At 60.8% G+C, this 23,478-nt stretch carries 20 protein-coding genes and 5 tRNA genes; 12 read left to right on the top strand and 13 right to left on the bottom strand.

The window, feature by feature from the left end; genetic code table 11:
• Positions 1–168: 168 nt before the first annotated feature.
• A complete protein-coding gene (locus tag ACN6NG_RS22150; RefSeq protein ID WP_197899293.1) occupies positions 169–936 on the bottom strand; it encodes a DODA-type extradiol aromatic ring-opening family dioxygenase in 768 nt (255 codons plus the stop codon).
• 110 nt (positions 937–1,046) lie between these two features.
• Here ACN6NG_RS22150 and ACN6NG_RS22145 point away from each other — a divergent pair, with 110 nt between their 5' ends.
• On the top strand, positions 1,047–1,697 hold the full coding sequence (locus ACN6NG_RS22145) for a thiopurine S-methyltransferase (RefSeq protein ID WP_474316217.1): 651 nt from the start codon (positions 1,047–1,049) through the stop codon (positions 1,695–1,697).
• 47 nt (positions 1,698–1,744) lie between these two features.
• Here the strand turns inward: ACN6NG_RS22145 and htpX are convergent, their stop codons facing one another.
• Positions 1,745–2,632: a protease HtpX gene (gene htpX, locus ACN6NG_RS22140; RefSeq protein WP_016500929.1), complete on the bottom strand. Its 888-nt coding sequence runs from the start codon at positions 2,630–2,632 to the stop codon at positions 1,745–1,747.
• 255 nt (positions 2,633–2,887) lie between these two features.
• Positions 2,888–4,099 carry a pyridoxal phosphate-dependent aminotransferase gene (locus ACN6NG_RS22135; RefSeq protein WP_016485452.1) on the bottom strand — a complete coding sequence of 404 codons (1,212 nt, stop codon included), beginning with the start codon at positions 4,097–4,099 and terminating at the stop codon, positions 2,888–2,890.
• A gap of 168 nt (positions 4,100–4,267) precedes the next feature.
• On the opposite strand from ACN6NG_RS22135, the gene msrB reads away from it, so the two are divergent.
• On the top strand, positions 4,268–4,663 hold the full coding sequence (gene msrB / locus ACN6NG_RS22130) for a peptide-methionine (R)-S-oxide reductase MsrB (protein ID WP_063425501.1): 396 nt from the start codon (positions 4,268–4,270) through the stop codon (positions 4,661–4,663).
• 13 nt (positions 4,664–4,676) lie between these two features.
• Positions 4,677–5,165: a glutathione peroxidase gene (locus ACN6NG_RS22125; protein WP_016500927.1), complete on the top strand. Its 489-nt coding sequence runs from the start codon at positions 4,677–4,679 to the stop codon at positions 5,163–5,165.
• Here ACN6NG_RS22125 and ACN6NG_RS22120 read toward each other — a convergent pair.
• The gene (locus ACN6NG_RS22120) at positions 5,155–7,512 is read right to left on the bottom strand and encodes a hybrid sensor histidine kinase/response regulator (protein ID WP_474316213.1); all 2,358 of its coding nucleotides are present in this window, start codon (positions 7,510–7,512) and stop codon (positions 5,155–5,157) included. The two genes, ACN6NG_RS22125 and ACN6NG_RS22120, sit on opposite strands and share 11 nt — an antisense overlap.
• Before the next feature lie 200 nt (positions 7,513–7,712).
• On the opposite strand from ACN6NG_RS22120, the gene ACN6NG_RS22115 reads away from it, so the two are divergent.
• Entirely contained in the window at positions 7,713–8,600 is an 888-nt protein-coding gene (locus ACN6NG_RS22115) for an ATP-binding protein (protein ID WP_063425497.1), read from the top strand.
• Positions 8,601–9,083, top strand: coding sequence for a GAF domain-containing protein (locus ACN6NG_RS22110; RefSeq protein WP_197899297.1), 483 nt, complete (start codon positions 8,601–8,603; stop codon positions 9,081–9,083). It abuts the gene before it with no gap.
• A 129-nt stretch (positions 9,084–9,212) separates the two neighbouring features.
• Here the strand turns inward: ACN6NG_RS22110 and ACN6NG_RS22105 are convergent, their stop codons facing one another.
• On the bottom strand, positions 9,213–9,980 hold the full coding sequence (locus ACN6NG_RS22105) for a hypothetical protein (protein ID WP_049277899.1): 768 nt from the start codon (positions 9,978–9,980) through the stop codon (positions 9,213–9,215).
• A gap of 328 nt (positions 9,981–10,308) precedes the next feature.
• Between ACN6NG_RS22105 and ACN6NG_RS22100 the strand changes: the two genes are divergently transcribed.
• The 5 genes from ACN6NG_RS22100 to ACN6NG_RS22080 all read left to right on the top strand — a co-directional run bounded on the left by ACN6NG_RS22100 (position 10,309) and on the right by ACN6NG_RS22080 (position 10,838).
• Positions 10,309–10,384, top strand: a tRNA-Glu gene (locus ACN6NG_RS22100).
• Positions 10,385–10,386: 2 nt separating this feature from the next.
• Positions 10,387–10,462: transfer RNA gene (locus tag ACN6NG_RS22095), tRNA-Gly, on the top strand.
• A gap of 91 nt (positions 10,463–10,553) precedes the next feature.
• Positions 10,554–10,629 (top strand) — tRNA-Glu (locus ACN6NG_RS22090).
• Between the two features lie 3 nt (positions 10,630–10,632).
• Positions 10,633–10,708, top strand: a tRNA-Gly gene (locus ACN6NG_RS22085).
• 54 nt (positions 10,709–10,762) lie between these two features.
• Positions 10,763–10,838, top strand: a tRNA-Gly gene (locus ACN6NG_RS22080).
• A gap of 95 nt (positions 10,839–10,933) precedes the next feature.
• Here the strand turns inward: ACN6NG_RS22080 and ACN6NG_RS22075 are convergent.
• From ACN6NG_RS22075 to ACN6NG_RS22065, 3 genes are all read right to left on the bottom strand, one after another.
• A complete protein-coding gene (locus ACN6NG_RS22075) occupies positions 10,934–12,013 on the bottom strand; it encodes a fimbrial protein (RefSeq protein WP_474316208.1) in 1,080 nt (359 codons plus the stop codon).
• A gap of 45 nt (positions 12,014–12,058) precedes the next feature.
• Positions 12,059–14,572, bottom strand: a complete 2,514-nt coding sequence (locus ACN6NG_RS22070) for a fimbria/pilus outer membrane usher protein (RefSeq protein ID WP_474316205.1) — start codon at positions 14,570–14,572, stop codon at positions 12,059–12,061.
• Positions 14,573–14,798: 226 nt separating this feature from the next.
• The gene (locus tag ACN6NG_RS22065; RefSeq protein WP_474316202.1) at positions 14,799–16,457 is read right to left on the bottom strand and encodes an RHS repeat-associated core domain-containing protein; all 1,659 of its coding nucleotides are present in this window, start codon (positions 16,455–16,457) and stop codon (positions 14,799–14,801) included.
• A 16-nt stretch (positions 16,458–16,473) separates the two neighbouring features.
• On the opposite strand from ACN6NG_RS22065, the gene ACN6NG_RS22060 reads away from it, so the two are divergent.
• Positions 16,474–16,647, top strand: coding sequence for a hypothetical protein (locus tag ACN6NG_RS22060; protein WP_474316232.1), 174 nt, complete (start codon positions 16,474–16,476; stop codon positions 16,645–16,647).
• A gap of 38 nt (positions 16,648–16,685) precedes the next feature.
• Here the strand turns inward: ACN6NG_RS22060 and ACN6NG_RS22055 are convergent, their stop codons facing one another.
• From ACN6NG_RS22055 to ACN6NG_RS22045, 3 genes are all read right to left on the bottom strand, one after another.
• Complete coding sequence (locus ACN6NG_RS22055; protein WP_063426286.1) at positions 16,686–17,213, bottom strand: fimbrial protein; 528 nt, start codon at positions 17,211–17,213, stop codon at positions 16,686–16,688.
• A 76-nt stretch (positions 17,214–17,289) separates the two neighbouring features.
• Entirely contained in the window at positions 17,290–18,015 is a 726-nt protein-coding gene (locus ACN6NG_RS22050) for a fimbrial biogenesis chaperone (protein WP_197899165.1), read from the bottom strand.
• A 65-nt stretch (positions 18,016–18,080) separates the two neighbouring features.
• Entirely contained in the window at positions 18,081–18,620 is a 540-nt protein-coding gene (locus tag ACN6NG_RS22045) for a fimbrial protein (protein WP_474316199.1), read from the bottom strand.
• A gap of 315 nt (positions 18,621–18,935) precedes the next feature.
• Between ACN6NG_RS22045 and ACN6NG_RS22040 the strand changes: the two genes are divergently transcribed.
• Positions 18,936–20,498 carry a hypothetical protein gene (locus ACN6NG_RS22040; RefSeq protein ID WP_474316197.1) on the top strand — a complete coding sequence of 521 codons (1,563 nt, stop codon included), beginning with the start codon at positions 18,936–18,938 and terminating at the stop codon, positions 20,496–20,498.
• On the opposite strand, the gene ACN6NG_RS22035 is transcribed toward ACN6NG_RS22040, so the two are convergent.
• Together ACN6NG_RS22035 and ACN6NG_RS22030 are read right to left on the bottom strand one after the other, a co-directional pair.
• The gene (locus tag ACN6NG_RS22035) at positions 20,495–20,902 is read right to left on the bottom strand and encodes a PA2817 family protein (RefSeq protein ID WP_474316195.1); all 408 of its coding nucleotides are present in this window, start codon (positions 20,900–20,902) and stop codon (positions 20,495–20,497) included. The genes ACN6NG_RS22040 and ACN6NG_RS22035 overlap by 4 nt on opposite strands.
• 79 nt (positions 20,903–20,981) lie before the next feature.
• Positions 20,982–23,429: an acyl-CoA dehydrogenase gene (locus tag ACN6NG_RS22030; RefSeq protein ID WP_474316192.1), complete on the bottom strand. Its 2,448-nt coding sequence runs from the start codon at positions 23,427–23,429 to the stop codon at positions 20,982–20,984.
• Between the last annotated feature and the right edge of the window lie 49 nt (positions 23,430–23,478).

Raw genomic sequence — 23,478 nt, 5'->3', positions numbered from 1 at the left:
AAAAAATCCCCGGCCCAGGTCGGGGATTTTTTTTGCCTGTGGGATTTTGGGGCTGCTTTGCAGCCCTATCGCGGCACAAGGCCGCTCCTACAGGCCCATGGCGGTACGCGGTCCCTTGTAGGAGCGGCCTTGTGCCGCGATAGGGGCGCAAAGCGCCCCCGGCATTCTTCAGTCAAACCGATAGATGTCCATCCCCAGCGCCCCCAGAGTAAACCCCTGATGCACCACCCCAAACTTGCCCCCAGCCCCCAGGGCAAAGAACAGCGGCAGCAAATGCTCATCACTGGGGTGGTTACGCACCGCAAACGGCGCCTGCTTCCGGTAATCCAGCAATGCCGCCTGGTCATCAGCCTGTAGCCGCTCCACCACCCAATCCCTGAACGCCAGCGCCCACGGCTCGATCACATCCGGCCCCGCGTGCCAGTCCAGTTCCCCAAGGTTATGGGTGATGCTGCCCGAACCCACCAGCAAGATGCCCTCGGAGCGCAAGCTTGCCAGCGCCTGGCCCACCTTCACCTGCAGCGCCGGCCCCATGTGGCTGGGCATGGAAACCTGCACCACGGGAATGCTCGCGTCCGGGTACATCAGCGACAGCGGTACCCAGGCGCCGTGGTCGAAGGGTCGCTGAGCGTCCAGCCGGGCTGGCAGCCCGGCAGCCTTCAGCAACTCGCTGACCTGGCCTGCCAGGGAAGGCTCGCCCCGCGCCGGGTATTGCACCGCATACAATGCCGGTGGAAAGCCGTAGAAGTCGTGCCAGGTTTCTGGCTGTGCGCTGCTGCTCACCAGCAGCTCACGGCTCTCCCAGTGCGCCGACACCACCACGATTGCCTTTGGGCGTGGCAGCCTGTTGGCCAGCCCGGCCAAGGCCGGCCCGCTGGCACCCGGGTGCAGGGCGAGCATGGGGGAACCATGGGAAATGAACAGGCTGGGCAGCATGGCAAGGTCCTGAAGGTTAAGATGCACTCATCTTCGATCAGAAACTGATCGATATCCATCGCAAGTTTTACGCGTTTTCTATCGGTTTACTCGATAAACAAGGAGCAACCATGGAGCCAGCGTTCTGGCACAAGCGGTGGGCCGATAACCAGATCGGCTTTCATCAGGGGCAGGTCAATCCGTACCTGCAGGCGCACTGGCCGGCACTGGGCCTGGCGCCTGGCAGCCGAGTGCTGGTGCCGCTGTGCGGCAAAAGCCTGGATTTGGTCTGGCTGGCCGGGCAGGGGTACCGCGTGTTGGGTGTGGAGCTGTCGCGGCGGGCGGTGGAAGATTTCTTCCGCGAGCATGGGCTTGAAGCCGAGGTGCAGCAACGCCGGGGCTTCGAGGTTTGGTGCAGTGGTGACGTGGAGCTGTGGTGTGGTGATTTCTTTGCGTTGCGTGCGCAGGATATCGGCGACTGCGTGGGGCTGTATGACCGGGCGGCGCTGATTGCGCTGCCGGCGCAAATGCGTGCGATGTACATGCAGGTGCTGACGGCTTTGCTGCCGGCGAATTGCCAGGGTTTGGTGGTGACCCTGGATTATGACCAGTCACTGCTGGCCGGGCCGCCGTTTTCAGTCGGGGACGCAGAGGTGCGGCAGGGGTTTGCAGGGTGGCAGCTGAATGAACTGGAGGCGGTGGAGATGATTCAGGAGAGCCCCAAGTTTGTGCAGGCCGGGGTTTCCAGTCTGTTGGAGCGGGTGTACCGGCTTGGCCGGTAATACGAAAAAGGGCGACCGAAGTCGCCCTTTCTGTATTACCCGATGGATCAACCGCGACGGCGCAGGGCCTCGATACGGTCTTCCAGTGGCGGGTGGCTCATCAGCAGCCCGGCCAGGCCGTGCTTGAGGCCACCGTTGATGCCAAAGGCTTTCATGGTGTCGGGCATGTGCACCGGCAGGCCTTGCTCCACACGCAGGCGCTGCAGCGCGCCGATCATGGCCGAGGTGCCGGCCAGCTGTGCACCGGCTTCGTCGGCGCGGTACTCGCGGCGGCGCGAGAACCACATCACGATCATGCTGGCCAGGATGCCCAGGATCAGCTCGGCAACGATGGTCGCCACGTAGTAGGCAATGCCCTGGCCCTCTTCGTTCTTGAAGATGACCTTGTCGACGAAGTTGCCGATGATACGTGCAAAGAACATCACGAAGGTGTTCACCACGCCTTGCACCAGCGCCAGGGTGACCATGTCGCCGTTGGCTACGTGGCCGATCTCGTGGGCCAGCACTGCCCGCACTTCATCGGGCGAGAAACGCTCCAGCAGGCCCTGGGACACGGCTACCAGCGCGTCGTTGCGGTTCCAGCCGGTGGCGAAGGCGTTGGCTTCGTACGCCGGGAAGATACCCACCTCGGGCATTTTGATGCCCGCTTCACGGGACAGCTCTTCGACCGTTTGCAGCAGCCACTGCTCGTGGCGGGTGCGCGGCTGGCTGATGATCTGGGTGCCGGTGGTCATCTTCGCCATCCACTTGGAGATGAACAGCGAGACGAGGGAGCCGGCAAAGCCGAACACGGCGCAGAACACCAGCAGGCTGCTGAGGTTCAGGTCGACCCCGTTGGCGGCCATGAACCCGTTGAAACCGAACAGGCTCAGGGTAATGCTTGCAACCAGCACCACCGCAAGGTTGGTGGCCACAAACAACAGAATGCGCATCATGGTTGTTACGTTCTCCTGACGGATGAATTGTCGCTTACTGCGGGGTATATAAGGGGCCTGTCGCGTGGATTCAATCGTGCGACTATTTCAAACTGTGTACGGCGGAGTATGGCAGAGGATGGCGCGGGGGCAGTGGGATAGAGCGTTGCAGGATGTAAGAAACACCGCATGCCTTGAGGTTTGCAGTGATGTCGGGATCGCGCGCCGCGTGGGCGGCGCGCGGTCTACGCGCCACCACAAAAATCCCGTCGAACCCTACTGCGAATAAGTCCGCAGGAAATTGCCGATCCGGCCAATCGCCGCTTCCAGGTCATCCACCCGCGGCAAGGTCACCACGCGGAAGTGGTCCGGCCACGGCCAGTTGAACGCCGTACCTTGTACGATCAGCAGCTTTTCCGACAGCAGCAGGTCAAGCGCGAACTTCTCGTCGTTGAGGATCGGGCACACCTTCGGGTCGATCCGCGGGAATGCATACAGCGCACCCATCGGCTTCACACAGCTTACGCCCGGGATGTCGTTGAGCAGCTCGTAGGTACGGTTGCGTTGCTCAAGCAGGCGGCCTGGCGGCAGCACCAGGTCGTTGATGCTCTGGTAGCCGCCCAGTGCGGTCTGGATGGCATGCTGGGCCGGCACGTTGGCGCACAGGCGCATGTTGGCCAGCATGTCGATGCCTTCGATGTAGCTTAGCGCGTGGTGCTTGGGCCCGGAGATGATCAGCCAGCCGGAACGGAAACCCGCCACCCGGTACGACTTGGACAGGCCGTTGAAGGTCAGGCACAGCAGGTCGGGGGCCAGCGAGGCGGTGCTGATGTGCACGGCTTCGTCGTACAGGATCTTGTCGTAGATCTCGTCGGAGAACACCACCAGGTTGTGCTGGCGGGCCAGCTCCAGCATGCCCAGCAGCAGCTCCCTGGAGTACACCGCGCCGGTCGGGTTGTTCGGGTTGATGATCACCAGGGCTTTGGTGTTCGGGGTGATCTTGGCCTTGATGTCTTCAAGGTCAGGGAACCAGTCGGCCTGCTCGTCGCACAGGTAGTGCACCGGCTTGCCGCCAGCCAGGCTCACTGCGGCAGTCCACAGCGGGTAGTCGGGGGCCGGGATCAGCACTTCGTCGCCGTTGTTCAGCAGTGCCTGCATCGACATGACGATCAGCTCGGACACACCGTTACCGAGGTAGATGTCCTCGATGGTGACGCCTTCGATTTCCTTCTGTTGGCAGTACTGCATCACCGCCTTGCGTGCGCTGAACAGGCCTTTGGAGTCGCTGTAGCCCTGGGCGGTAGGCAGGTTGCGGATCACATCCTGGAGGATTTCATCAGGCGCTTCGAAGCCAAACGGCGCCGGGTTGCCGATGTTCAGCTTGAGGATGCGGTGGCCTTCCTCTTCCAGGCGCTTGGCGTGCTTGAGCACTGGGCCGCGAATGTCGTAGCAGACATTGGCGAGCTTGTTCGATTTGCTGAACTGCATGATGGGATCCCGATATGAGAAAACGCGCTACGCCCCGCCGAAAGGTTTGAAACGGCAGGAAGCGGGTGCCAGACTGAACGCCTGGCACACGAAGCCAACTAATATACGTGCCACCCGCGCCCCGGAAAAGACGGTGCGGGGTGAAATTCAGCCTGCCGAGGTTTCCACATGAAAAAGATTGAAAAAACCCTGGATGAATGGCGGTCGATGCTTGACCCCGAGCAGTACCAGGTATGCCGCCTCAAAGGCACTGAGCGGCCGTTCAGCGGCAAATACAACAGCGAGCGCCGCGATGGTATCTACCACTGCATCTGCTGCAGCTCGAAACTGTTCGATGCGCAGACCAAGTTTGACTCCGGCTGCGGCTGGCCAAGCTTCTACGCGCCGATCGAAGACAGCGCGATGATCGAGATCCGTGACACCTCCCACGGCATGATCCGCACCGAAGTCACCTGCGCCCGCTGCGACGCGCATCTGGGCCACGTGTTCCCCGATGGCCCGCCACCGACTGGCTTGCGCTACTGTATCAACTCGGTGTGCATAGACTTGCGCCCGCGCGACTGACCGGAGCCCGAACATGGCTGGATCGATGCTGGACATCCCCTGCGTGACCCTGGGCGGCGAGCACAAGAAGCTCGGCGATTTCCCGGGCAAGGCGTTGCTGGTGGTCAATACCGCCAGCCAGTGCGGCTTTACCCCGCAGTACAAGGGCCTGGAACAACTGTGGCAGGCCTACCACGAGCGTGGCCTGGTGGTGCTGGGCTTCCCGTGCAACCAGTTCGGCAAGCAGGAACCGGGCGATGCGCGGGACATTGCGCAGTTTTGCGAGCGCAACTTCGGCGTGAGCTTCCCGCTGTTTCGCAAGGTCGAGGTCAACGGCCCGGGCGCCCACCCGCTGTTCGTCGAGCTCAAGCAGCGCGCACCGGGCATTCTCGGCAGCCAGAAGATCAAGTGGAATTTCACCAAGTTTCTGGTCGACCCGGCCAGCGGCCAGGTGACGCGTTATGCCCCCACTACCAAGCCACAGGCCCTGGAAGCAGACATCGAGCGCCTGCTCAGCCGTTGAGCGGCACCCAGTGCTCGACCAGCGCCAGTAGCTCTTCGCGGCGGAACGGCTTGGCCAAGTAGTCGTTCATGCCCGCTGCCCGGCAGCGTTCGCGTTCCTCGGGCATGGCGTTGGCGGTGAGCGCGACGATTGGCAGGTCGGGCCAGCGGCCGCTCTGGCGGATGCGCCGGCTGGCTTCGTAACCGTCCATCACCGGCATGTTGCAGTCCATCAGCACCAGGTCGAAATCATCCCGCTCCAGCAGCTCCAGGGCCTCGGCGCCCTGGGTGGCCAGTTGCACCTGGCAGCCGAGCTTGGCCAGCATGCCCTTGGCCACCAACTGGTTCACCGGGTTGTCTTCCACCAGCAGAATCCGCGCACGGCCTGCCTCCAGAGTGATGGCCGGGCTGGCCAGCGGGTGTTCGGGGTCAAAGCCTTGCAGGGTGCGACGCAGGGTCTGGTACAGGGCGTTGCGCGCCAGCGGCCGGGCCAGTTGATGGAGCGGGGCGAGGGCGGCCGATTGCTCGCTGGGCAGGAAGTTGCCGTAAGCGGTCACCAGCAAGATGGGTGTTTTCAGCGTTTGGCGCAAGTCGAACAGGCGGTCGACATCGTCGGTAATCAGCAGGTCCATCGCCATGGCGTCCAGCGTCGCGCTGCTGTCATGCCGCTGGTAGGCCAGGCCCCAGGCGGGCAGCAGGCCCTGCAACAGTTCGTTAAGCCCACTGCCTGCAGCGCTCAGGGCGGCTACGCGCCCGTGCAGCGGCGCCGGGGCGATGGCTTCGGTGTGCTCGGCCAGCGGCAGTTCGGCGCTGAAGCAGCTGCCAAACCCCGCTTCGGAGCGAATGTGCAAATGGCCTTGCATGGCCTTGCACAGGTTGCGCGTCAGGGCCAGGCCCAGGCCCGTGCCGCCGTACTGGCGGGTGATGCCGGCGCCGGCCTGGGTGAAAGGCTGGAAGATCCGCGCCTGGGCCTCTTCGGGTATGCCGATGCCGGTGTCGCGCACTTCCAGGCGCACACCGCCGACGATGCTCACCAGGCGCACATCGACACGGCCAAAGCGGGTGAACTTCAACGCGTTGGACAGCAGGTTGCTGACGATCTGCCGTACCCGCGTGGGGTCACCGAGCACACTGCTGGGGAAGTCGCGGGCAATCAGGCAGGTCAGCTCCACGCTTTGCGCCGTGTTTTGCGACAACAGGTTGGCGGTGTCTTCCACCATCGAGCCCATGTCGAACGGGATGCGTTCCAGCTCCAGCTGGCCCGCATCGAACTTGGACAGGTCGAGGATATCGTTCAGCAACTCCACCAGCACTTTGCCCGAGTCGTGGGCAATCGCCAGTTGCTGGCGCTGCTCGCTGGGCAGCGGGCTGTCCAGCGCCAGGGCGATCATGCCGAGCATGCCGTTGAGTGGGGTGCGGATTTCGTGGCTCATGTTGGCCAAAAAGGCAGCACGCGCCTGGGCCATGTCCAGTGCACGGCGGCGCGCTTGTTCCAGCTCCTGGTTGGACAGGCTCAGGCTGCTGTTGCTGGCCTTCAGTTCGTTGGTGCGTGCCGAGACGATGTCTTCCAGTTCGTTCAGGTACTGGGTAAGGCGGTTTTCCGCAGTGCGCCGCTGCTCGATCTCGGTGGCCATGCTGACGAACTGCTGGTTGGCGACTTTCACCAGCACGCCGATTTCGTCGTGTTCGTGGCCGTGTGGGCAGTCCAGGCGGGTTTGCCGGGGTTTGCGCGGGTCGCTGCCGCTGAGCGCGCCGATCACCGTGACCAGCGGTTTCGTCAGCATCATGTAGAACAGCGCGAGCAGGATGCCGGTCAGCACCAGGCTGCGGGCAAAACCGTTCAGCAGGGTGATGCCGGCGCGGTCGAGAAAGCGGCTGCCGAAGGCAAAGGTGTCGACGTCCAGGTACAGCGTGCCCAGGTATTCCTCCGGCATGTGCGTCAGGTACAGGCGTGCCTTGAACTGGCGCTGCTCGCCGAACAGGAAGTCGCTCAGCGGCCGGTAGCGGTCCTGCAGCCTGGGCCGCTCGACATCGGCCAGCACGGTTTCGTTGTTGTCGATCAGCCGTGCACGGATGACGGCCGGCGACTGCAACAGGCCGCGGGTCAGCTCCAGCGCGAGTTCCGAGTCGATGTTGTAGGCGATACGCGAGGCCGGGTTGTGGCTGATTTGCAGCAACGCGTTCACTTCACGGTTGATGGACGCGTCTTCGCTGGCATAATCGATGCCGATCTGGATGAGACTGAGCAATGTTCCCAGGATGAAGCCGACCAGGACTGTCAGCCGGGCTTGCTTGTATGACAGGCGATTGGTGAACTTGATATCCATGAGTCCCGAGCCTGTTTCCCGTTCCTTGCGCTGCGCAAGCATAGCCGATCAACCCCGGCTACTGGTGGGCCTGTCACACATTCAGCCTTGATTGCTCAACTGGCTGTGCCGGCCTCTTCGCGGCTAAAGCCGCTCCCACAGGTACTGCGCCGTTCTCTGGCCTGGTGCGGTCCCTGTGGGAGCGGCTTTAGCCGCGAAGAGGCCGGTACAGCAGCCACGAATCTGAATTTGCAGGAGCCTTGATGGACGCTCGCTTGATTGCTTTCCTGGACCGCGCCGAATCGGTACTGGCGCGCCTTGAACCCTTGTTGCCCGCACAACGCCCGACCATCGACTGGGGCACCAGCCTGGCCGCCCGCTGGCAGCGCGATGGCCGCAGCGGCTACCTGCTGCCGCTGGAAGTCAGCCTGGACATCCGCCTGACCGACCTGATCGGCGTCGACAAACAGCGCGACCAGCTGGGCCGCAACACCCACCAGTTCATCAACGGTCTGCCAGCCAACCATGCGCTGTTGTGGGGCTCGCGCGGTACCGGCAAGTCGTCGCTGGTGCGCGCCTTGCTGGCCGAACATGCCGGCGCCGGCCTGCGCCTGATCGAAATCGAACGTGACCACCTGGCCGACCTGCCACGGGTGGTCGAGCAACTGCAAAAGCTGCCACAACGCTTCATCCTGTTCTGCGACGACCTGTCGTTCGAAGCCGGGGAGGGCGACTACCGGGTGCTCAAGAGCGTGCTGGATGGTTCGCTGGAGCAGGCGCCGGACAACGTGCTGCTGTACGCCACCTCCAACCGCCGCCACCTGGTGCCCGAGAAAGAGAGCGACAACGAGAACTGGAAGCGCGTGGACGGCGAGCTGCACCCCAGCGAAGCGGTGGAAGACAAGATTGCCTTGTCTGACCGCTTTGGTCTGTGGCTGTCGTTCTACCCGTTTACCCAGGACCACTTCCTGAATGTTGTCGAGCATTGGATCGGCCAGCTGGCGCGCCCTGCGGGCCTGGTCTGGCAGCGTGACGAACAGCTCGACATCCTCGCCGTGCGCTGGGCCACCGGCCGCGGTAACCGTAATGGCCGTTGTGCCTATCAGTTCGCCCGCTACTGGGTCGGGCTGCAATTGCTGGAGCAAAAGTAAATGATCGACCTCAATGCCAGTGGCGCCGGCCTGAACGGCTACAACCTGCTGGCGGCGCAAGTGCAGGCGCTGTTTGCCGACGAGCGTGATTTCATCGCCAATGCCGCGCAGTTTTCGGCGTTTCTGTACAACCAGGTGGACGACCTGAACTGGGCCGGGTTCTACCTTAACCGCAACGAAGAACTGGTGCTGGGCCCGTTCCAGGGCCAGGTGGCGTGCGTGCGCATTCCGTTCAGCAGGGGCGTGTGCGGGGCAGCGGCGGCAACGCGGCAGACTCAGCGGGTAGAGGACGTGCATGCGTTCCCGGGGCACATTGCCTGCGACAGTGCGTCCAACAGCGAGCTGGTGATCCCGCTGGTGAAGGAGGGCAGGCTGATTGGCGTGCTGGACCTGGATAGCCCGAAGGTTGGGCGGTTCAGCGAGGCGGACCAGGTGGGGCTGGAACGGTTGGCGGCGGTCTTCCTGGAGCTGACCGACTGCTAAGTGTTGCATCGCCTGTGCTGGCCTCTTCGCGGCTAAAGCCGCTCCCACAGGTACTGCATCGCCCTCAGGCCTGGTGTGATCCCTGTGGGAGCGGCTTTAGCCGCGAAGAGGCCAGCACAGGTTCAAGCGTCAGTCGTAAATCACCTTCTTCTTCCAGGTCTCTTCCTCGTCGGTCTTGAGCCCGTCGGTCAATTCGTTGTGCTCGTCCTCCGCCGGTGCCATGCGGTCCAGCACCTGGGCATTGGCACGGGCCAGCAACTTCTCCAGATACGTCAGCTGCTCTTCATACACCTTCGGCTCCGGCTGCTTGCGCAGGTACTGCACGCCGCGCTCGAACGCCAGGCGTGCCTGGCCCGGCTGGTTCTTCTGCAGGGCCTGCTGGCCGAGGTTGTTGAAGAACTCGATATGCAGCAATACCAGGATGTGGCGGATTTCCTTCACCCAGTGCTTGGCTTCCACGGCAGGTAAAAAGCCTTCCTGAGCGGCGCGGGTCACTTGGTTGTGCATGGCCTCCAGCAAGAAGCGCACATCCTTGGCCTTGACCTCGGTGTGGATCGGGTTGGGCGGGTTGTTCACCGGTATCTTGTCGCCCAGGGCGATCAGCCCTTCCAGCTCGGCGATGCGCGCCTTGAGTTCGGCATTGTGCTTGTCCACCGCCAACTGGCGCTGATTAAGGTTCAGTTCCAGGCGGGTCAGCAGCAGTTTAAGGGCCGGTGTCATGAACTGGCCGGGGAAGGTCTCGGTGATTTCGCCACAGCGGCGCAGGCGGTCGGCCAGTTCGATCCTCGTCCGGACGCGTTCGATCTTGCCGTTTTCGACCACATTGTTTAGGTAGCCGATCACGATCAGCAACGCGATGCCTGCCACGATGAGCAGGGTGATCAGAAGTGGTGTCACCGTTAATGCCTCATTGAAGAAGAATTACAGCTTTGAGTGTAGTGAGTTTGCCAAGGGGCGAACAGCGGCTGTATGCCTGTGCCGGCCCTTTCGCGGCTAAAGCCGCTCCCACAGGTACTGCACAGGCCTGTGCAGGAAGACTTCTCTCTATATCGACACCCCGGCCCGCATCTGCACCCCAACCCACCCGGAAGTCATTGATTTAAATAAATTTCTACAAAGGGGTTGACGCCTTCCCGAACCATCCATAGAATGCGCGCCACTTGCAGCGTAAAGCACACAGCGAAACGCGGCAGGGAGTGAAAGCAGGCAGTAATGCCAGCAGCGTGTCCCCTTCGTCTAGTGGCCTAGGACACCGCCCTTTCACGGCGGTAACAGGGGTTCGAGTCCCCTAGGGGACGCCAATGCGGGAATAGCTCAGTTGGTAGAGCACGACCTTGCCAAGGTCGGGGTCGCGAGTTCGAGTCTCGTTTCCCGCTCCAGTTTCTCCGGCAACGCTTGACGGCGGGGCAGGAAAAGAAAATCCAGGGTGAATCGTGAGGTTCAAGTCTGGTGCACTGAAAAGTGTTGTGTGTCCCCTTCGTCTAGTGGCCTAGGACACCGCCCTTTCACGGCGGTAACAGGGGTTCGAGTCCCCTAGGGGACGCCATTTGCGGGAATAGCTCAGTTGGTAGAGCACGACCTTGCCAAGGTCGGGGTCGCGAGTTCGAGTCTCGTTTCCCGCTCCAGTTTTTAAAACTATGGCGTTCATGACGGTGTAGTAGGTTGTAAAAGTTTAAAATGCGGGAATAGCTCAGTTGGTAGAGCACGACCTTGCCAAGGTCGGGGTCGCGAGTTCGAGTCTCGTTTCCCGCTCCAATACAAAACGCACCAAGGAATTCTTAAGTTCCTTTGGTGCGTTTTTTTTTGGGTCCGGAATAGCGGGGCCATGGCTATACCGCCATGGCCGCCCCTTAGCGGTATTCGATGGTGAAGTTCAATGCGCCTTTAGCCGAGCCGGGCGTCACCGTTGCTTCGGTCTGATAATACCGGGCACGCAGATCGATGCGTGTGATGTCGCGGGTAAGGGGCACCATATCCACGAACTCTTCGAGTTTTAGTGGGTTATCGTCGCGGCGCAGCACCTGGATACCGATGCCGCTGGCGCTCGAGCCGCTAGTCAGGGTGAACAATCCCCGGTCACGATCCACTGGCACCGAGCCGTCCACGCCGTCCAGGCGCATGAACGCACGGGCAACGCTACTAGCCTCGTCGTCCTTGCAGTTGTTGAGGGTGATGTAGAAATCAACCGGATCGCTGTGGCTGCCTGGGCCTGTGAAGTCAGCAATGTCGTGGGTTCCAAGTTGTACCGGGTTGGCACTGACGGCATCGGCCCCGATCGTGCACTGGGCCTGCTGGACTCCCCCGCCCAAGGTCAGTCTTACGGCATCCCCGACATCGCTGACGACACCCCTGACGACCTCCTGGTTGAATGAACTCCTACCAGCCGGGATGGGGCCGGTCTTGATCAAGGCCATATACTTGATGATGAGATTTTTCATTTCCAAGTCCGAGGGCGTCATGTTCCTCGCGTTTTCACCCACATAGGGAATGGCGCCGATACCACCATCGTTCGCCAGGAACGCGTTGCTAGCCCCGGCGTTGAGGAAACCACCCAGCTCCAGATACAGCCCGACACCCGGAATGCTGGTTTGTAGCACTTTGCCCGTCACATCCCTCCCGTCGACGGGAGGGAAGGTGCCGGAGGCGACAGGTAATGGCGTACCCATGTTGGCCGTCAGGCTCAGCGTCCCGTCGTTATCGCACTTCAAGGCAAAGCCAGGGCCTACCACTCCAGTGCTAGTGGCAGAGTAGATTTTGCTACCCACGGGCGCATCACGTGCCACCCACTTAACGCCGGTGATGTTGTGCGTGAACTGCAACGGGCCTGGGGTGGTTGGCCATTCGCAGCCCAGGGCATGGGCCTGGCTTGACAGTGTCATCATCGTCGCCGCAGCAGCGATGCCGATTAAAGAACGCGAAAAATGGGGCATGGTGGGTTCCTGTTGCAAGCCTGCGGCGTCGTCGCACGGGCTGGGTCATGGGGTAGGACAGCGCAAGGTCTGCAGGCGGTAGCCTTCGTCTTCAGGCATGGTTGCCGGGTCGATTTTCAACAGGCAGTGCTGTTCGGCGCGGTCGCCCCAGCGCGCCTCTAGCGTTTGTGCCTGGGCATCTGTTGCAATCAGCACCTGACCAGCCTGGCCCACTACCGCTAACTGCTTGCCCTGCTGGTCATTGACCTGGGTACCGAAGGGCATCGGGCGGCCGTCTGCATGTTGCAAGGTGAGGATCAGGCGGCTGACCTGCCGCGCCTTGAAGGCTGCCAGGGCGACCGCGCCTCGACGGGGGACAACCTGGGTGACGCCATTTTCGATTTCCACATCAGGGCTGAGCTGGTCGGTTTGCAGGGTTACCTGGTTGACCCGGTAGGGGCGCATGTGCGGGGCGAGGATGTAGCCACTGCTGTCGGTGCTGCCAGCGGGCACGTTGTCGACACCCACGCCGGGCACATCGGGCACATGCACCAGCGCAGGGGTCTCGCCCAGGTATTGCCCCAGGACGATGCCGCCGGCATGCGCCAACACCGCGCCACTGGCATTGACCGAGACGCTGCGGAAGTCATCCGCTTCGGTGTAGCCGGCACCCACGTTTAGCTTCTGCGTCTGATAGCTCATTGACGCCGAGGCGGTCTTGCGCTGCTGTTCGTCGTTGGCCAGCGATGCCAGGTAGCCCAGGCGGTTGTCCTGCGAACCGCCATTCAACGTGGCGCGTTCGCTGAAGTGGCCATTGCTTTCCTGCACATCGAAACTTGCAGTCGTTGACGTGCCCCAGCCCAGCGGGATGGTGACCCCCAGGCCAACGATACGGTCGCTGCCGCTGTCGTCACTCAACGACTGCGAGGCGTACAGGTTGATGCTGACCCGGCGGTACTGGGTATTGAACTGGAACTGGTACTGGCGGCGTTGGCGGTTGGTGCCCCAGTAATCGTCCTGGGAAAGGGTAAGGCTCAGTGAGTTGCGGTTGCCGAGCGTCTGGTAGATCGAGCTTTCCAGGCGGCTGCGGCGGTTGCCCTGATAGCGGCTGGAGGCATTGCGCTGCTGCACCGCTTCGGCGAACTCGCGATAGCCTTCGGTGGAGTAGCGATAGCCGGCGAAGCGCAGGCTGGTGCCGGTCTGAAAGGCTTTGCCGTAGCGCACAGAGTAACTCTGCCCTTGCACCTGGCCGCCTTGTTCGCCCAGGTCGGTACGCGCCTGGGTCACGTCCAGCGACACCGCGCCAAGGTTGCCGATGTCGCGTGCGATGCCAAGGTTGGCGGCATCGTAGTACTCGCTGCCTAGCAGCCCGCCATACAGTGTAGTGCTCCACTGGCCGCCACGGGCCAGGGTGGCTTGCCACAGTGCGGGGTTGTCGATGCCATCGGCGCCGTCATAGCGCCCGGCCACCAGGTTGTAGCGCCACACGCCTTCGCGCAGCAGGTTGCTGAGGGTGGAGTAGGGCTGGATGAAACGGCGCACCTGGCCATCGGCCTCGGTAAGAACGATTTCCAGGTCGCCGCTACCGCCAATGCCCAAGTCATTGATCTCGTAAGGGCCGGCGGCAACGTATGTGGAGTAGATCGGGTAGCCGTTCTGCAGTACTTCCAGCTTGGCCCGGCTCTGGGCCACGCCGCGGATCACCGGCGCGTAGCTTTGCATCACGTCTGGCAGCATGCCCATGTCGGTGGCCAGTTGTACCCCTTTGATGGGCAGGCTGCGGAACACATCGCCACTGCTGAACGTTTCGCCCAGGGTCAGCGTGCCCCACTTCCCAGGCAGGTCGTGCTGGGCGTAGGTGTTGAAGTGTACCCAATCCCGGCCTTCGCCGTCGTCGCGCCAGCTTTGGCTGCTGCGCAGGCGCCAGCCGCCCAGGTTGATCCCGCCATTGAGGGACAGGTCCTGGCTGCTGTTGGAGGTGCCGGTGTTGCCGCTGAAATGCTGCGCGGAGGCCTGGTAGCTGACGAAGGCGGCATTGATGCCGTTGTCCCAGCGCTCTGGTGCAACGCTGCCGGCCACATCCCGGCGCAGGGCGATCTGCGGGATGGACAGCGCCAGCTGAAGTTGGCCGGGGTCCAGGTCGTAGGTGGCGTCGGGCACCAGCCCGGGCAGGTCGATGCAGCGCTCGTTGCTGGGCAGTGGCTCGGCCAGGCCCTGTTCACGCAGACCCAGTTCGCGCAGCAGGCTGGCGCTGAGGCAGGGCTCCAGGCCCTTGCCATCGCTGCGTCCACGGAAATCGATTTCATGCTTGCCCGCAGGCGCCAGGTTGACCAGCACTTCAACCCGGTAGCGGCCGGGCGCCAGGGAGGCTTCAGTGGCCAAGGTGCTCAGGGCGGCTACGCTGGCGTCGATGGACTGGCCTGGTGTTTGGCGCATGAAGTTGGGGTTGAATTGAACGGTGCGGTCATCGGCTGTAGCGGGAGCGACAGCTATGAATAACAGGCTAATACTTGCGGCAGACAAAAATACAACTAAGCAGTGGCTTGCAGGTAACTGCCGGTTTCGGATGGTGTTACGCATAAGAAGGAACCGTTGGTTTGCGCCGTCTGATAGGCCCTGCAGCGCTAGTTGTGCAATTTGGAATACGATTCAAGGAGCATTCCAGTTAAGGCGGCTGAAGATAGCGTGAAAAACGGCTCATATTCTGTAGGAAAAGTCCGGTGAATATGACCTTTTATCTGGTTCCTTGTATGCGGTGGCGGCCTTCGTAGAAGGCCGCCTATAAAGTTACGTGCCTATGGCATGTCTATGGTGTGCCTGCGACAAGTCTACCATTTCTGAAATCACGAAATGTAGAGGTGGAATCCCAGTTCCCTTCCGCGTTTTTCGTGTAGCCACCTTTGGTCTTGCCTGTTTCTACAGTTGCTGATTTGGGGGCTGGATGTGAAGCGGCAATGAATATTTCTTTTTCTACACGGGAATTGACCATGACAGTTTCCGGAAGATTGCTGGATGTGGCCATAGTCGGAACGTCATCGAAGAGAGGGTTTCTTCTCAAGATGAAGTTGTCTGAAAAGTCTAGTGTGGCAGTAGTTCTTGGGGCGGCTTTTGTAATCGTCTTATAATTGTTGGTGGTCATGTATACATTGATTGTGTTGTTGGTGGTTGGATAGATGTTTATAGTAACCGTGGTAGTAGTAGTGACGAGCTCGCCAGAGGCAAACAACTTGCCTGGCAATTCCGCGTTGACAGCTGCTTCTGCAGTTTTTCTGGCCGCCGCCTTCGCCGCAAACCTGCTATGGGCCATGACCCCCAGCGTAGTCACCGCACTGGCAATCCCCAGCCAGAACGCCCAGTTATTAATCGCCTCGCCCCCTGTCATCAGTCCCACTGCACCGACCACCACAGCGGCCACGTCAATGACAAGGCTGGCTGCGCCCATTGCGAAGGCCAGGGTCAGGCCTATCGGCGGCATGAACATGAAGCTAATCACTGCAAAGACAGGACCCACGGCCCAGCCAAGCCAGGATCGCCAGTCGGCTTTGGGCATCGGCTTGGGCGGGATATACGGCGCCTCCATGCTGTGGCGCACGCCGTAATGGCCGCTTGGGTCGCGCCAGTTGACGGGGTTGCCGCCGCAGTACACATACGGGTTGATACCGGCGTCTTCTGGCGCCGTCGTGTCCGGACTATGGAAGCGCATCAGCCCAGGGTTGTAGGCACGGTAGCCGCGCCCCAGTAGCGACCAGCCCAAGGCTCGTTCGCGGGCTTCACCATTGAAGCCTAGCAGGCCCACCAGTTGGTCGTTGTCAGGTGAATCGCCATAGGCCGTGTACGCGTTATCGTGCAGTTCATCACTGCTGCATTCACCCAGCACACTGTTTGCCGCGTCGGTCGCGTACAGCCGGTTGTCTGCGGTTTGGCCCGGGCGTTGCAACCCCAGAGGGCGGTCGCCTGCGTACAGGTACTCGGTGAGCAAGTCGGCATCGCGGGTACTGCTTAACCGGTAGCCTTGGTAACGGCGCGACACTTCCGGGGCTTGCTCATGACGTACGCCGATCAGGTCGTTGTGGCCGTCATAGCGGTAGCGATACAGAGGCTGCCCATCGCTGGCCCGTTGCACTTCGCTCAGGCGACCATGGTCGTCGTACACCAGCTTGTTGCCTTGTTCGTCGTTCTCCAGGTTGCCTTCGGCATCGTGCTCGAACGTTTGGCAGACCGGGTAATCAGGCTGCAGGGAGTGCTCCGCCAGTTTCAGGATGAAGCCGTCGTAGGTGTAAAAGGCCTCGTCCGATGCGCCATCGGCAAAATCGGTGTAGCAATCAGTGAGGTTGTTCAGCTCGTCGTAGACAAAAAACTGACTCTTGATAGCACGGCCAGCAGTGTTGCGGGGCAGGGTGGTGCCTTGGCAGCTGTGTTGCTCCAGCCGGTCGAGTGCATCGTAGTCGAAGGTTTCCAGCAGCACTTGCTGGTTGTCACGGGTGACCCTGTTCGACAAAGGTTTCTATTTGTTGGGCTTACTGCACCACTGGCAATCGCAAGGCGAGCATCGGCACTGGCTGATCCCCTTGAAAAAGGGCACTCAGTACGAGGTGGTGCACAACGACCAGCAAAATACCCGACCCGAAAATAAAAATGCCAGTCAGCTTAACTAACTGGCATTAGGCGCTGAGGCCCGATTTTTTTTGCGGGCTTAGCGTATGTCCACGCTGAACTGGACATCACTGTTGGCGGAACCGCCGGTGACCGGGGTAGCGATTGCTTTGTACGCGACAGAGAACAACATGTCGTCATGCAGGGGGTACTGTTTGGAGGCGATCCCGTTATCCACCGGTGTGCCTACGTTGTCCTTGATGGTCAAGGCCAGACCCGTGGCGCCACCAGGTTCCAAGGCATACAGTGTGCCAGTGGCGCCAGCGCCGCCGTAATTTCCGGTAAAGGTTACGCTGGCATTGGCACCGGGCACCAATATGCAGCCGCTCCCGGGTGTAACGCGCAAGCCGAAGGCGCGGTTTGCAGCCTCGTCATCCGCGTCGTTGAACTGGGCAGCGTTCACGTTGCCCATAAAGATTCGGCTGGTGGGCAGGCCAGTCGAAGGGTCGATGATTTCAATCGAACAGGTCCCACTGTTGATCTGGCCGAAGAAGTTGATCGACCCAGTGTTTGCCAGCGCGTGTTGACTCGCCATGGCGAGTCCAAATGCGATGACTAGCGGCTTCATGGAAGGCTCCTTGATTTTTTGAATGACGATAGTGAACGAGCCCGCAGGGCTCGATCATAGGGAATGGCAGGCAGTTTCAGGGGGCGCTAGACAGTGCTTTGTGCATCGCCGGAGTGGCGACCCCGTAGTCATTGATGGTGGTAAAGGTCAACTGCAAGGCATTTACCGATTTGATACGGGCCAGGTCATAAACCTGCTGCCCGAACGGCGGCGCCATTGCCATGGCCTGTATAGCTTCCGTTTTACCTGCAGTACTGACCTCCAGGCGGCCGAACGTGTAATGGTAGGGCGTCGGGTTGTCTACCACTAGCTGGACACGCCCAAGGCCTTGGCGCACGGACCATTTCAGCTCACTGATGCGGTCGACGGGCCGGTCTTTCAATTCGCTGGGGCGGTAGAAAAGCTTGAGGCGCGTATGCAAGCCAATATTGAGTACGTTTACGTCCTCAGGGTTTGCTTCGGGAATTTCCTGAACATTAAGGTAGAAGAGTGTTTCACGATCCTGCGGCAGCTTGTTGGGCAGACGGCTGATCTGCACCATCTGCTCCTTGCCGGGGTCCAGGCGAAACAACCCGGGCGAAGCCGCCAGAGGCATGGCTTTGTCGGTATCGTCCTTGGTGGTGTTGACCCAGCTTTGTACCGCGTAGGGGCGGGGGCTGGGGTTGGCGATCACCACAGAAGTGCTGCGTTTGTCGCTGTCGAAAACGATACGTGTGGTGTTGACGGTGAGCGCTGCCTGAGCGGGTTGCAGGATGGCTGCGAGGCAAATACCCCAGCCAAGGCGGCGCAAGTGAGTCTTCATCTGGCGATACCTGCTGAACGGGACGAGTTGACCCCAGGCGGCTTCAGCACGCCTGGGCCACCTTCTCACGGGATGGTGACAAGGAATTGCACATCGGTGTTGGCGGCACCGCCAGTGACGGTGTTGTCAATGGATTTGTATGCCGCAGAGAAAATCATGGTGGTTTCTTTCGAGGTATCCACTATGTAATCCTTCGAAGACGTACCGTTGGCCACCGGTGTGTCGGTATCGTCCTTGATGGTCAAGGCCAAATTTTTGGCCCCACCTGGCGCCAGCGCATACAACGCACCACCTGTACCAGCGCCGCCGTAGCCACCGGTGAAGGTGACGCTGGCGGTACCTGCGCCGACGACACAGCCGCCGCCTGGAGTGATACGCATGCCGAAGGCGCGCGTACCCGCTTCATCGCCTGTTGCTTTGAACTGTGAAGCGTTGACGTTACCCATGTTGACACGAGACATCGGCAGGTCTGTTGATGGGTCGATGATTACGATCGGACAGGTACCAGCATAGACATGGCCGTGGAAGTGGATCGAACCGTTGTTGGCGGATGCGTTGCTGGCCAGGCCAAGCCCGATGGCAAGCGTGATAAGCGTCTTTTTCATGTTTAACTCCAGTGCAGCAGTTGTAGGCAGGACGTTCTGGTCCCTTGAGTTTCTGCCGAACAACTGGCCGGCAGGGAGGACACGAGATTAGGCCGAGAAGCAATTGATTTGTGTAGGAAAAGCCTGATTATGTCCTGGTAAATTCATCAGGCTGGCGTTTGATGATGTGGCGTCCAGTGATCTGGCAGACAGCTTGTTACTGATTTTTAATCGGAGTGGTCAACTTCAACGTTCAGGGCAACTGACAAAAATGCTAGTTTTCAGGCCTTGCTCAAGGGGGTTCAATCAAGTCTTGTTCACAGGCGGACTATGCATATGAAAAAGCCGATGAGTGATGGGGCTGACCCAGCGTCTGCGGGCTCAGTACTACTGCCCATGTGGGTGGATTTGGTCACTGTCAATACGTGGTGGAGATATAACAATTATGAAGACTTTTTGATCGAGTCGATGGTTATGGCCACCCCTATGCCGGGTGGGTTCATGGAAACTACGATGAGAAAGTTTAAGCGTATTGAATTAATTGGTACGGGAGCTGTTTATATTCAAGCTAATCTTTATCCAGGGTATGACGTTGTCACCGACACGAAGAAGCTCAATAACCTCGGTGTCGAACAGATCTATCGGTTGACCGAGGTGCCGCTTCCCGAAGGGAGGTTGAGGGTGCAGGTGCGTCTCGATAGCAGCTACCGCAGGTACCGGGCGCAAGATCAAAGTGTGCTGAGTCTTGAGTGGGACGGGGCCGCCTCTTACGCCTATTACTACCCTAAGGATTCAAGGACCCCTACAACGGTGCCCCCGGAGTATGGGGAGTACTACGATCGGCGCAAGAAAATCGAGATCGCGATGATGCCGCGGGCTGTCGATTCACAGCTCCAAGACCTCTACATTTACACGGTTACGACCCAGAGCCTGCGAGATCACCTTTTCTTTATTTGTCAACAACCTCTAGCATACAGAAGCCTTGCGGATCGGACTTCACAGGCCCCTACGCCTGAAGAGCAGGATGTCTTGTATGCGGAGTTTTCAACAACCGATTTTCCAGAAGTCGCTGCAGGTAATCCCCCCACAGACAATGCGTGGTTCAGCCATCTGGTTACTCCACCGGGGGCCTGCGTGCCGAATGGAGGAACGCAGCTCCCAGGCGGGTGGAATAGTAACTACAAGATAGGCCCTAAAAGGCCGTGGAATCCCTCAACGGTTGCGAGTGCTGGTGAAGTGCACAAAATCGCTCCGCAGGCACGGATTTTTCCCGCTGGTGAGCTAAGGCAGCAATTGGGGTTTGCAGGCGCTCCCATAACGGGTGCCGAATGGAGTGTGGCGGGTGAGGCAGGGGGGCGTATTGTCAAAGAAGGCAGCGACCACTTTTATGAGCCCGCAACAAAGCCGCCAGACCTCTTGTTCAGCCTACCGGGGGAAACGCTGATACCCGCTGTCTTGAAATCCAGCTATCCACGGCTACCTGCGCGCACCGATGTGGTGACGGCTGCTGCAGGAGGGGCCCAGGCCTCAGCACTTTACGTCACGATGTTCGTCGGGCCGACGCACTTCATCAGATTTCACGCTGAGGGCACCGCTTTGCGGTTGAGTTGTTGCTATTTCAACCGCGATCAGGAGGAGGTGGAGTTACAGCCGGAGCATGTCCAGTGGCATATCCTTGCCGGCAACGGTGAGGTAAGGCAAGGGATATTCACACCCCGGTCGGCAGCACCAAGCCCTGTAACAATCCTGATGGCAGAAGATCTTCGCTGGCCCAAAGAGTGGCGATTCGCGGTGACGATCATTCCTATGCCGTTACTGACTCTACGCGATGTATTGCGGCTACAGCAAAGCTCAAGTGTGTTGTCACATTCAACTTTGCCCAGTGCAAGCCCAGGCTAGTGTTGGCTACCCGGTTGCCCATTGAGCAGTTGCTTTACCTGGTGCCAGTCGAACGGCTCATCGTTCTGTTCGGCCTCGTACCGGCGCTCTTCAAGGCGTTGATACAGATCCAGCTCTTCATCAGGCATGAAGTGCAGGCAGTCGCCAGCGAAGAACCAAAGCAGGTCGCGTGGCACCAGATGGGCGATCTGCGGATAGCGCTGGATTACCTGGCAGATCAGGTCTTGGCCCAGGTACTGGCTTTGCAGCGGGTCTTGCGGCAGCAGGGTCAGCAGTTCGTCGAAGCGTTCGAGGAACAGGGCGTGGCTTTCCTCCGGTACCTGGTCGGCCTCACCCAGCGCCACCAAAATGGTGCGCAGGTGGTTCAGCAGTTGCAGGTGGTATTCCAGGTGGGGGTTGGCCATGTGGATGGTCCTCGAGGTGGTTGAAACGGGGGCGGAGTATACGCCGGTGGGCAGGGGGCCGCAAAAGGGCCCCCTGCATTCAGCGCACCTTGCCTTGCTCAGGCAGTAATTGCTCCTTGTCGAATGCATCCACATCGATCACGGCCCTGCGTGCGTTTTCGGCTGCATGCAGCCGTTGCCCCTCTTCGCCTTGCAGTGCACCGCTCTGAACTGCCGCATCGATAGCCGACTGCCCTGGTACTGGCTGTACCTTGCCCTCCTTGATCGCCTGATGCAGCACTTTGTGCAGTGGCGCAGTCTCGTCCAGCAGGTTGCTGGCCCGCTGCAATGCCGCCACCGGGTCACCCTCGGCCTGCGGCCGGAAACAGCCGGCGAGCAACTCCTCCAGCGCCGGGTCGCCCTTGCTGCGGCCAATCAGCGCCGCCACTTCGGCATCCAGCTCATCGCTCGGCCCGGTATGACGGCGGCCGAAGGGGAACACCAGCACGCGCAATGCGCAACCGACAAACCGGTTGGGGAAGTTGTCGAGCAGCCGGTCCAGCGCCTTTTCCGCCTGGCCGAGGCTTTCTTCCATGGCCCAGCGCAGCAGTGGCTGCATGTGCTCGGGCGAGCCCAGGTCGTGGTAGCGCTTGAGTGCGGCGCTGGCCAGGTACAGGTAGCTGAGCACATCGCCCAGGCGCGCACTCAGGCGCTCGCGGCGCTTGAGCGCACCACCCAGCAGCATCATCGACAGGTCGGCCAGCAGGGCGAAGGCGGCTGCCTGGCGATTGAGGGCACGGAAGTAACCTTGGCTCAAGGCATCACCGGGCACTGGCTCGAAACGGCCTAGCCCCAGGTTGAAGACCAACGTGCTGGCGGCGTTGCCGGCGGCGAACATGATGTGTTTCATCAGCAGGTCGTCGAATTCCTTCAGCGCCTGGTCGCGGTCCTCACGGCCGGCCAGGGCCATTTCCCTGAGCACGAACGGATGGCAGCGAATGGCGCCCTGGCCGAAGATCATCAGGTTGCGCGAAAGGATGTTGGCGCCCTCGACCGTGATGAAGATCGGCGCCCCTTGCCAGTTGCGCCCCAGGTAATTGTTGGGGCCCATGATGATGCCCTTGCCGCCGTGCACATCCATGGCGTGCTGGATGCATTCGCGGCCCCGTTCGGTCAGGTGGTACTTGAGAATTGCCGACAGCACCGAAGGCTTTTCGCCAAGGTCCACGGCCTTGGCGGTGAGCAGGCGGGCGCTGTCCATCAGCCAGGCGTTGCCGCCGATGCGTGCCAGCGATTCCTGGATGCCCTCGAAGGCCGCCAGCGGCACGTTGAACTGCTCGCGGATATTCGCGTACTGGCCGGTCACCAGGCTGGTGTACTTGGCCGCGCCAGTGCCAACCGCAGGCAGGGAAATCGAACGGCCCACCGACAGGCAGTTCATCAGCATCATCCAGCCCTTGCCAAGCATGGCCTGCCCGCCGATGAGGAAGTCCAGCGGCACGAACACGTCCTTGCCGCTGTTGGGACCGTTCATGAACGCGGCGCCCAGCGGCAGGTGGCGCTTACCGATTTCGACACCGGGAGTGTCGGTGGGTATCAGCGCAAGGCTGATGCCCAGTTCTTCCTCTTCGCCCAGCAGGTGCTCAGGGTCGTAGGCCTTGAAGGCCAGGCCCAGCAGGGTAGCGACCGGGCCCAGGGTGATGTAGCGCTTTTCCCAGTTCAGGCGCAGGCCCAGCACTTCTTCGCCATTCCAATGGCCTTTGCAGATGATGCCGGTGTCGGGCATGGCGCCGGCATCAGAGCCAGCGAGCGGGCCGGTCAGGGCGAAGCAGGGGATTTCGTCGCCGCGAGCCAGGCGTGGCAGGTAGTGGTTGCGTTGTTCGTCGGTGCCGTAGTGCAGCAGCAGTTCGGCCGGGCCCAATGAGTTGGGCACCATCACCGTGGAAGCCAGGTCGCCACTGCGGGTGGCCAGTTTCATCGCCACCTGCGAATGCGCGTAGGCAGAGAAGCCTTTGCCGCCATATTCCTTGGGGATGATCAGCGCGAAGAAACCATGCTGCTTGATGTGGTCCCAGGCTTCGGGCGGCAGGTCCAGGTCCTGGCCGATCTGCCAGTCGCTGACCATGGCACACAGGTGCTCAGTGGGGCCGTCGATGAAGGCCTGTTCTTCTTCGGTCAGCTTCGGTGCCGGGTAGGCCAGCAAGGTGCGCCAGTCGGGGCGCCCGCTGAACAGTTCGCCGTCCCACCATACCGTGCCGGCGTCGATGGCCTCGCGCTCGGTTTGCGACATGGGCGGCAGGGTGCGCTGGAACCAGCTGAATACCGGGCCGGTGAACACTTTGCGGCGCCACTCCGGCAGCGCAACCAGGGCGATCTTCAAGGCCAGTACGATCCAGATCACAGCCAGAAGCCAGCCGGGCGCACTGCTGAAAATGCCCATGAGCAGCACATAGGCCGCCATGATGCCGAGAATCTGCAAGGGCGCCAGGCGCCGGTGCGTGAGGTACGCCGCGCCAATCACCAGCACTACCAACCACAACAGCAACATAATCGGTCCTCCTTGGAACCAGGGGGCTTTAGCCGTCCCAGACAGCTTA

It is taken from the genome of Pseudomonas sp. TSO6, from assembly GCF_056098905.1.
The sequence above is the reverse complement of the archived record's forward strand: the minus strand, read 5'-3'. Positions and strand labels throughout refer to the sequence as shown.

Bases quoted from the DNA above. Each gene is read 5' to 3' on its own strand.
- ACN6NG_RS22135 (WP_016485452.1), bottom strand. From the start codon at position 4,099: ATGCAGTTCAGCAAATCGAACAAGCTCGCCAATGTCTGCTACGACATT.
- ACN6NG_RS22075 (WP_474316208.1), bottom strand. From the start codon at position 12,013: ATGCCCCATTTTTCGCGTTCTTTAATCGGCATCGCTGCTGCGGCGACG.
- ACN6NG_RS22070 (WP_474316205.1), bottom strand. From the start codon at position 14,572: ATGCGTAACACCATCCGAAACCGGCAGTTACCTGCAAGCCACTGCTTA.
- ACN6NG_RS22145 (WP_474316217.1), top strand. From the start codon at position 1,047: ATGGAGCCAGCGTTCTGGCACAAGCGGTGGGCCGATAACCAGATCGGC.
- ACN6NG_RS22110 (WP_197899297.1), top strand. From the start codon at position 8,601: ATGATCGACCTCAATGCCAGTGGCGCCGGCCTGAACGGCTACAACCTG.
- ACN6NG_RS22050 (WP_197899165.1), bottom strand. From the start codon at position 18,015: ATGAAGACTCACTTGCGCCGCCTTGGCTGGGGTATTTGCCTCGCAGCC.
- msrB (WP_063425501.1), top strand. From the start codon at position 4,268: ATGAAAAAGATTGAAAAAACCCTGGATGAATGGCGGTCGATGCTTGAC.
- ACN6NG_RS22030 (WP_474316192.1), bottom strand. From the start codon at position 23,429: ATGTTGCTGTTGTGGTTGGTAGTGCTGGTGATTGGCGCGGCGTACCTC.
- ACN6NG_RS22125 (WP_016500927.1), top strand. From the start codon at position 4,677: ATGGCTGGATCGATGCTGGACATCCCCTGCGTGACCCTGGGCGGCGAG.
- ACN6NG_RS22035 (WP_474316195.1), bottom strand. From the start codon at position 20,902: ATGGCCAACCCCCACCTGGAATACCACCTGCAACTGCTGAACCACCTG.
- ACN6NG_RS22040 (WP_474316197.1), top strand. From the start codon at position 18,936: ATGAAAAAGCCGATGAGTGATGGGGCTGACCCAGCGTCTGCGGGCTCA.
- ACN6NG_RS22150 (WP_197899293.1), bottom strand. From the start codon at position 936: ATGCTGCCCAGCCTGTTCATTTCCCATGGTTCCCCCATGCTCGCCCTG.
- ACN6NG_RS22115 (WP_063425497.1), top strand. From the start codon at position 7,713: ATGGACGCTCGCTTGATTGCTTTCCTGGACCGCGCCGAATCGGTACTG.
- ACN6NG_RS22045 (WP_474316199.1), bottom strand. From the start codon at position 18,620: ATGAAAAAGACGCTTATCACGCTTGCCATCGGGCTTGGCCTGGCCAGC.
- ACN6NG_RS22055 (WP_063426286.1), bottom strand. From the start codon at position 17,213: ATGAAGCCGCTAGTCATCGCATTTGGACTCGCCATGGCGAGTCAACAC.
- ACN6NG_RS22120 (WP_474316213.1), bottom strand. From the start codon at position 7,512: ATGCTTGCGCAGCGCAAGGAACGGGAAACAGGCTCGGGACTCATGGAT.
- htpX (WP_016500929.1), bottom strand. From the start codon at position 2,632: ATGATGCGCATTCTGTTGTTTGTGGCCACCAACCTTGCGGTGGTGCTG.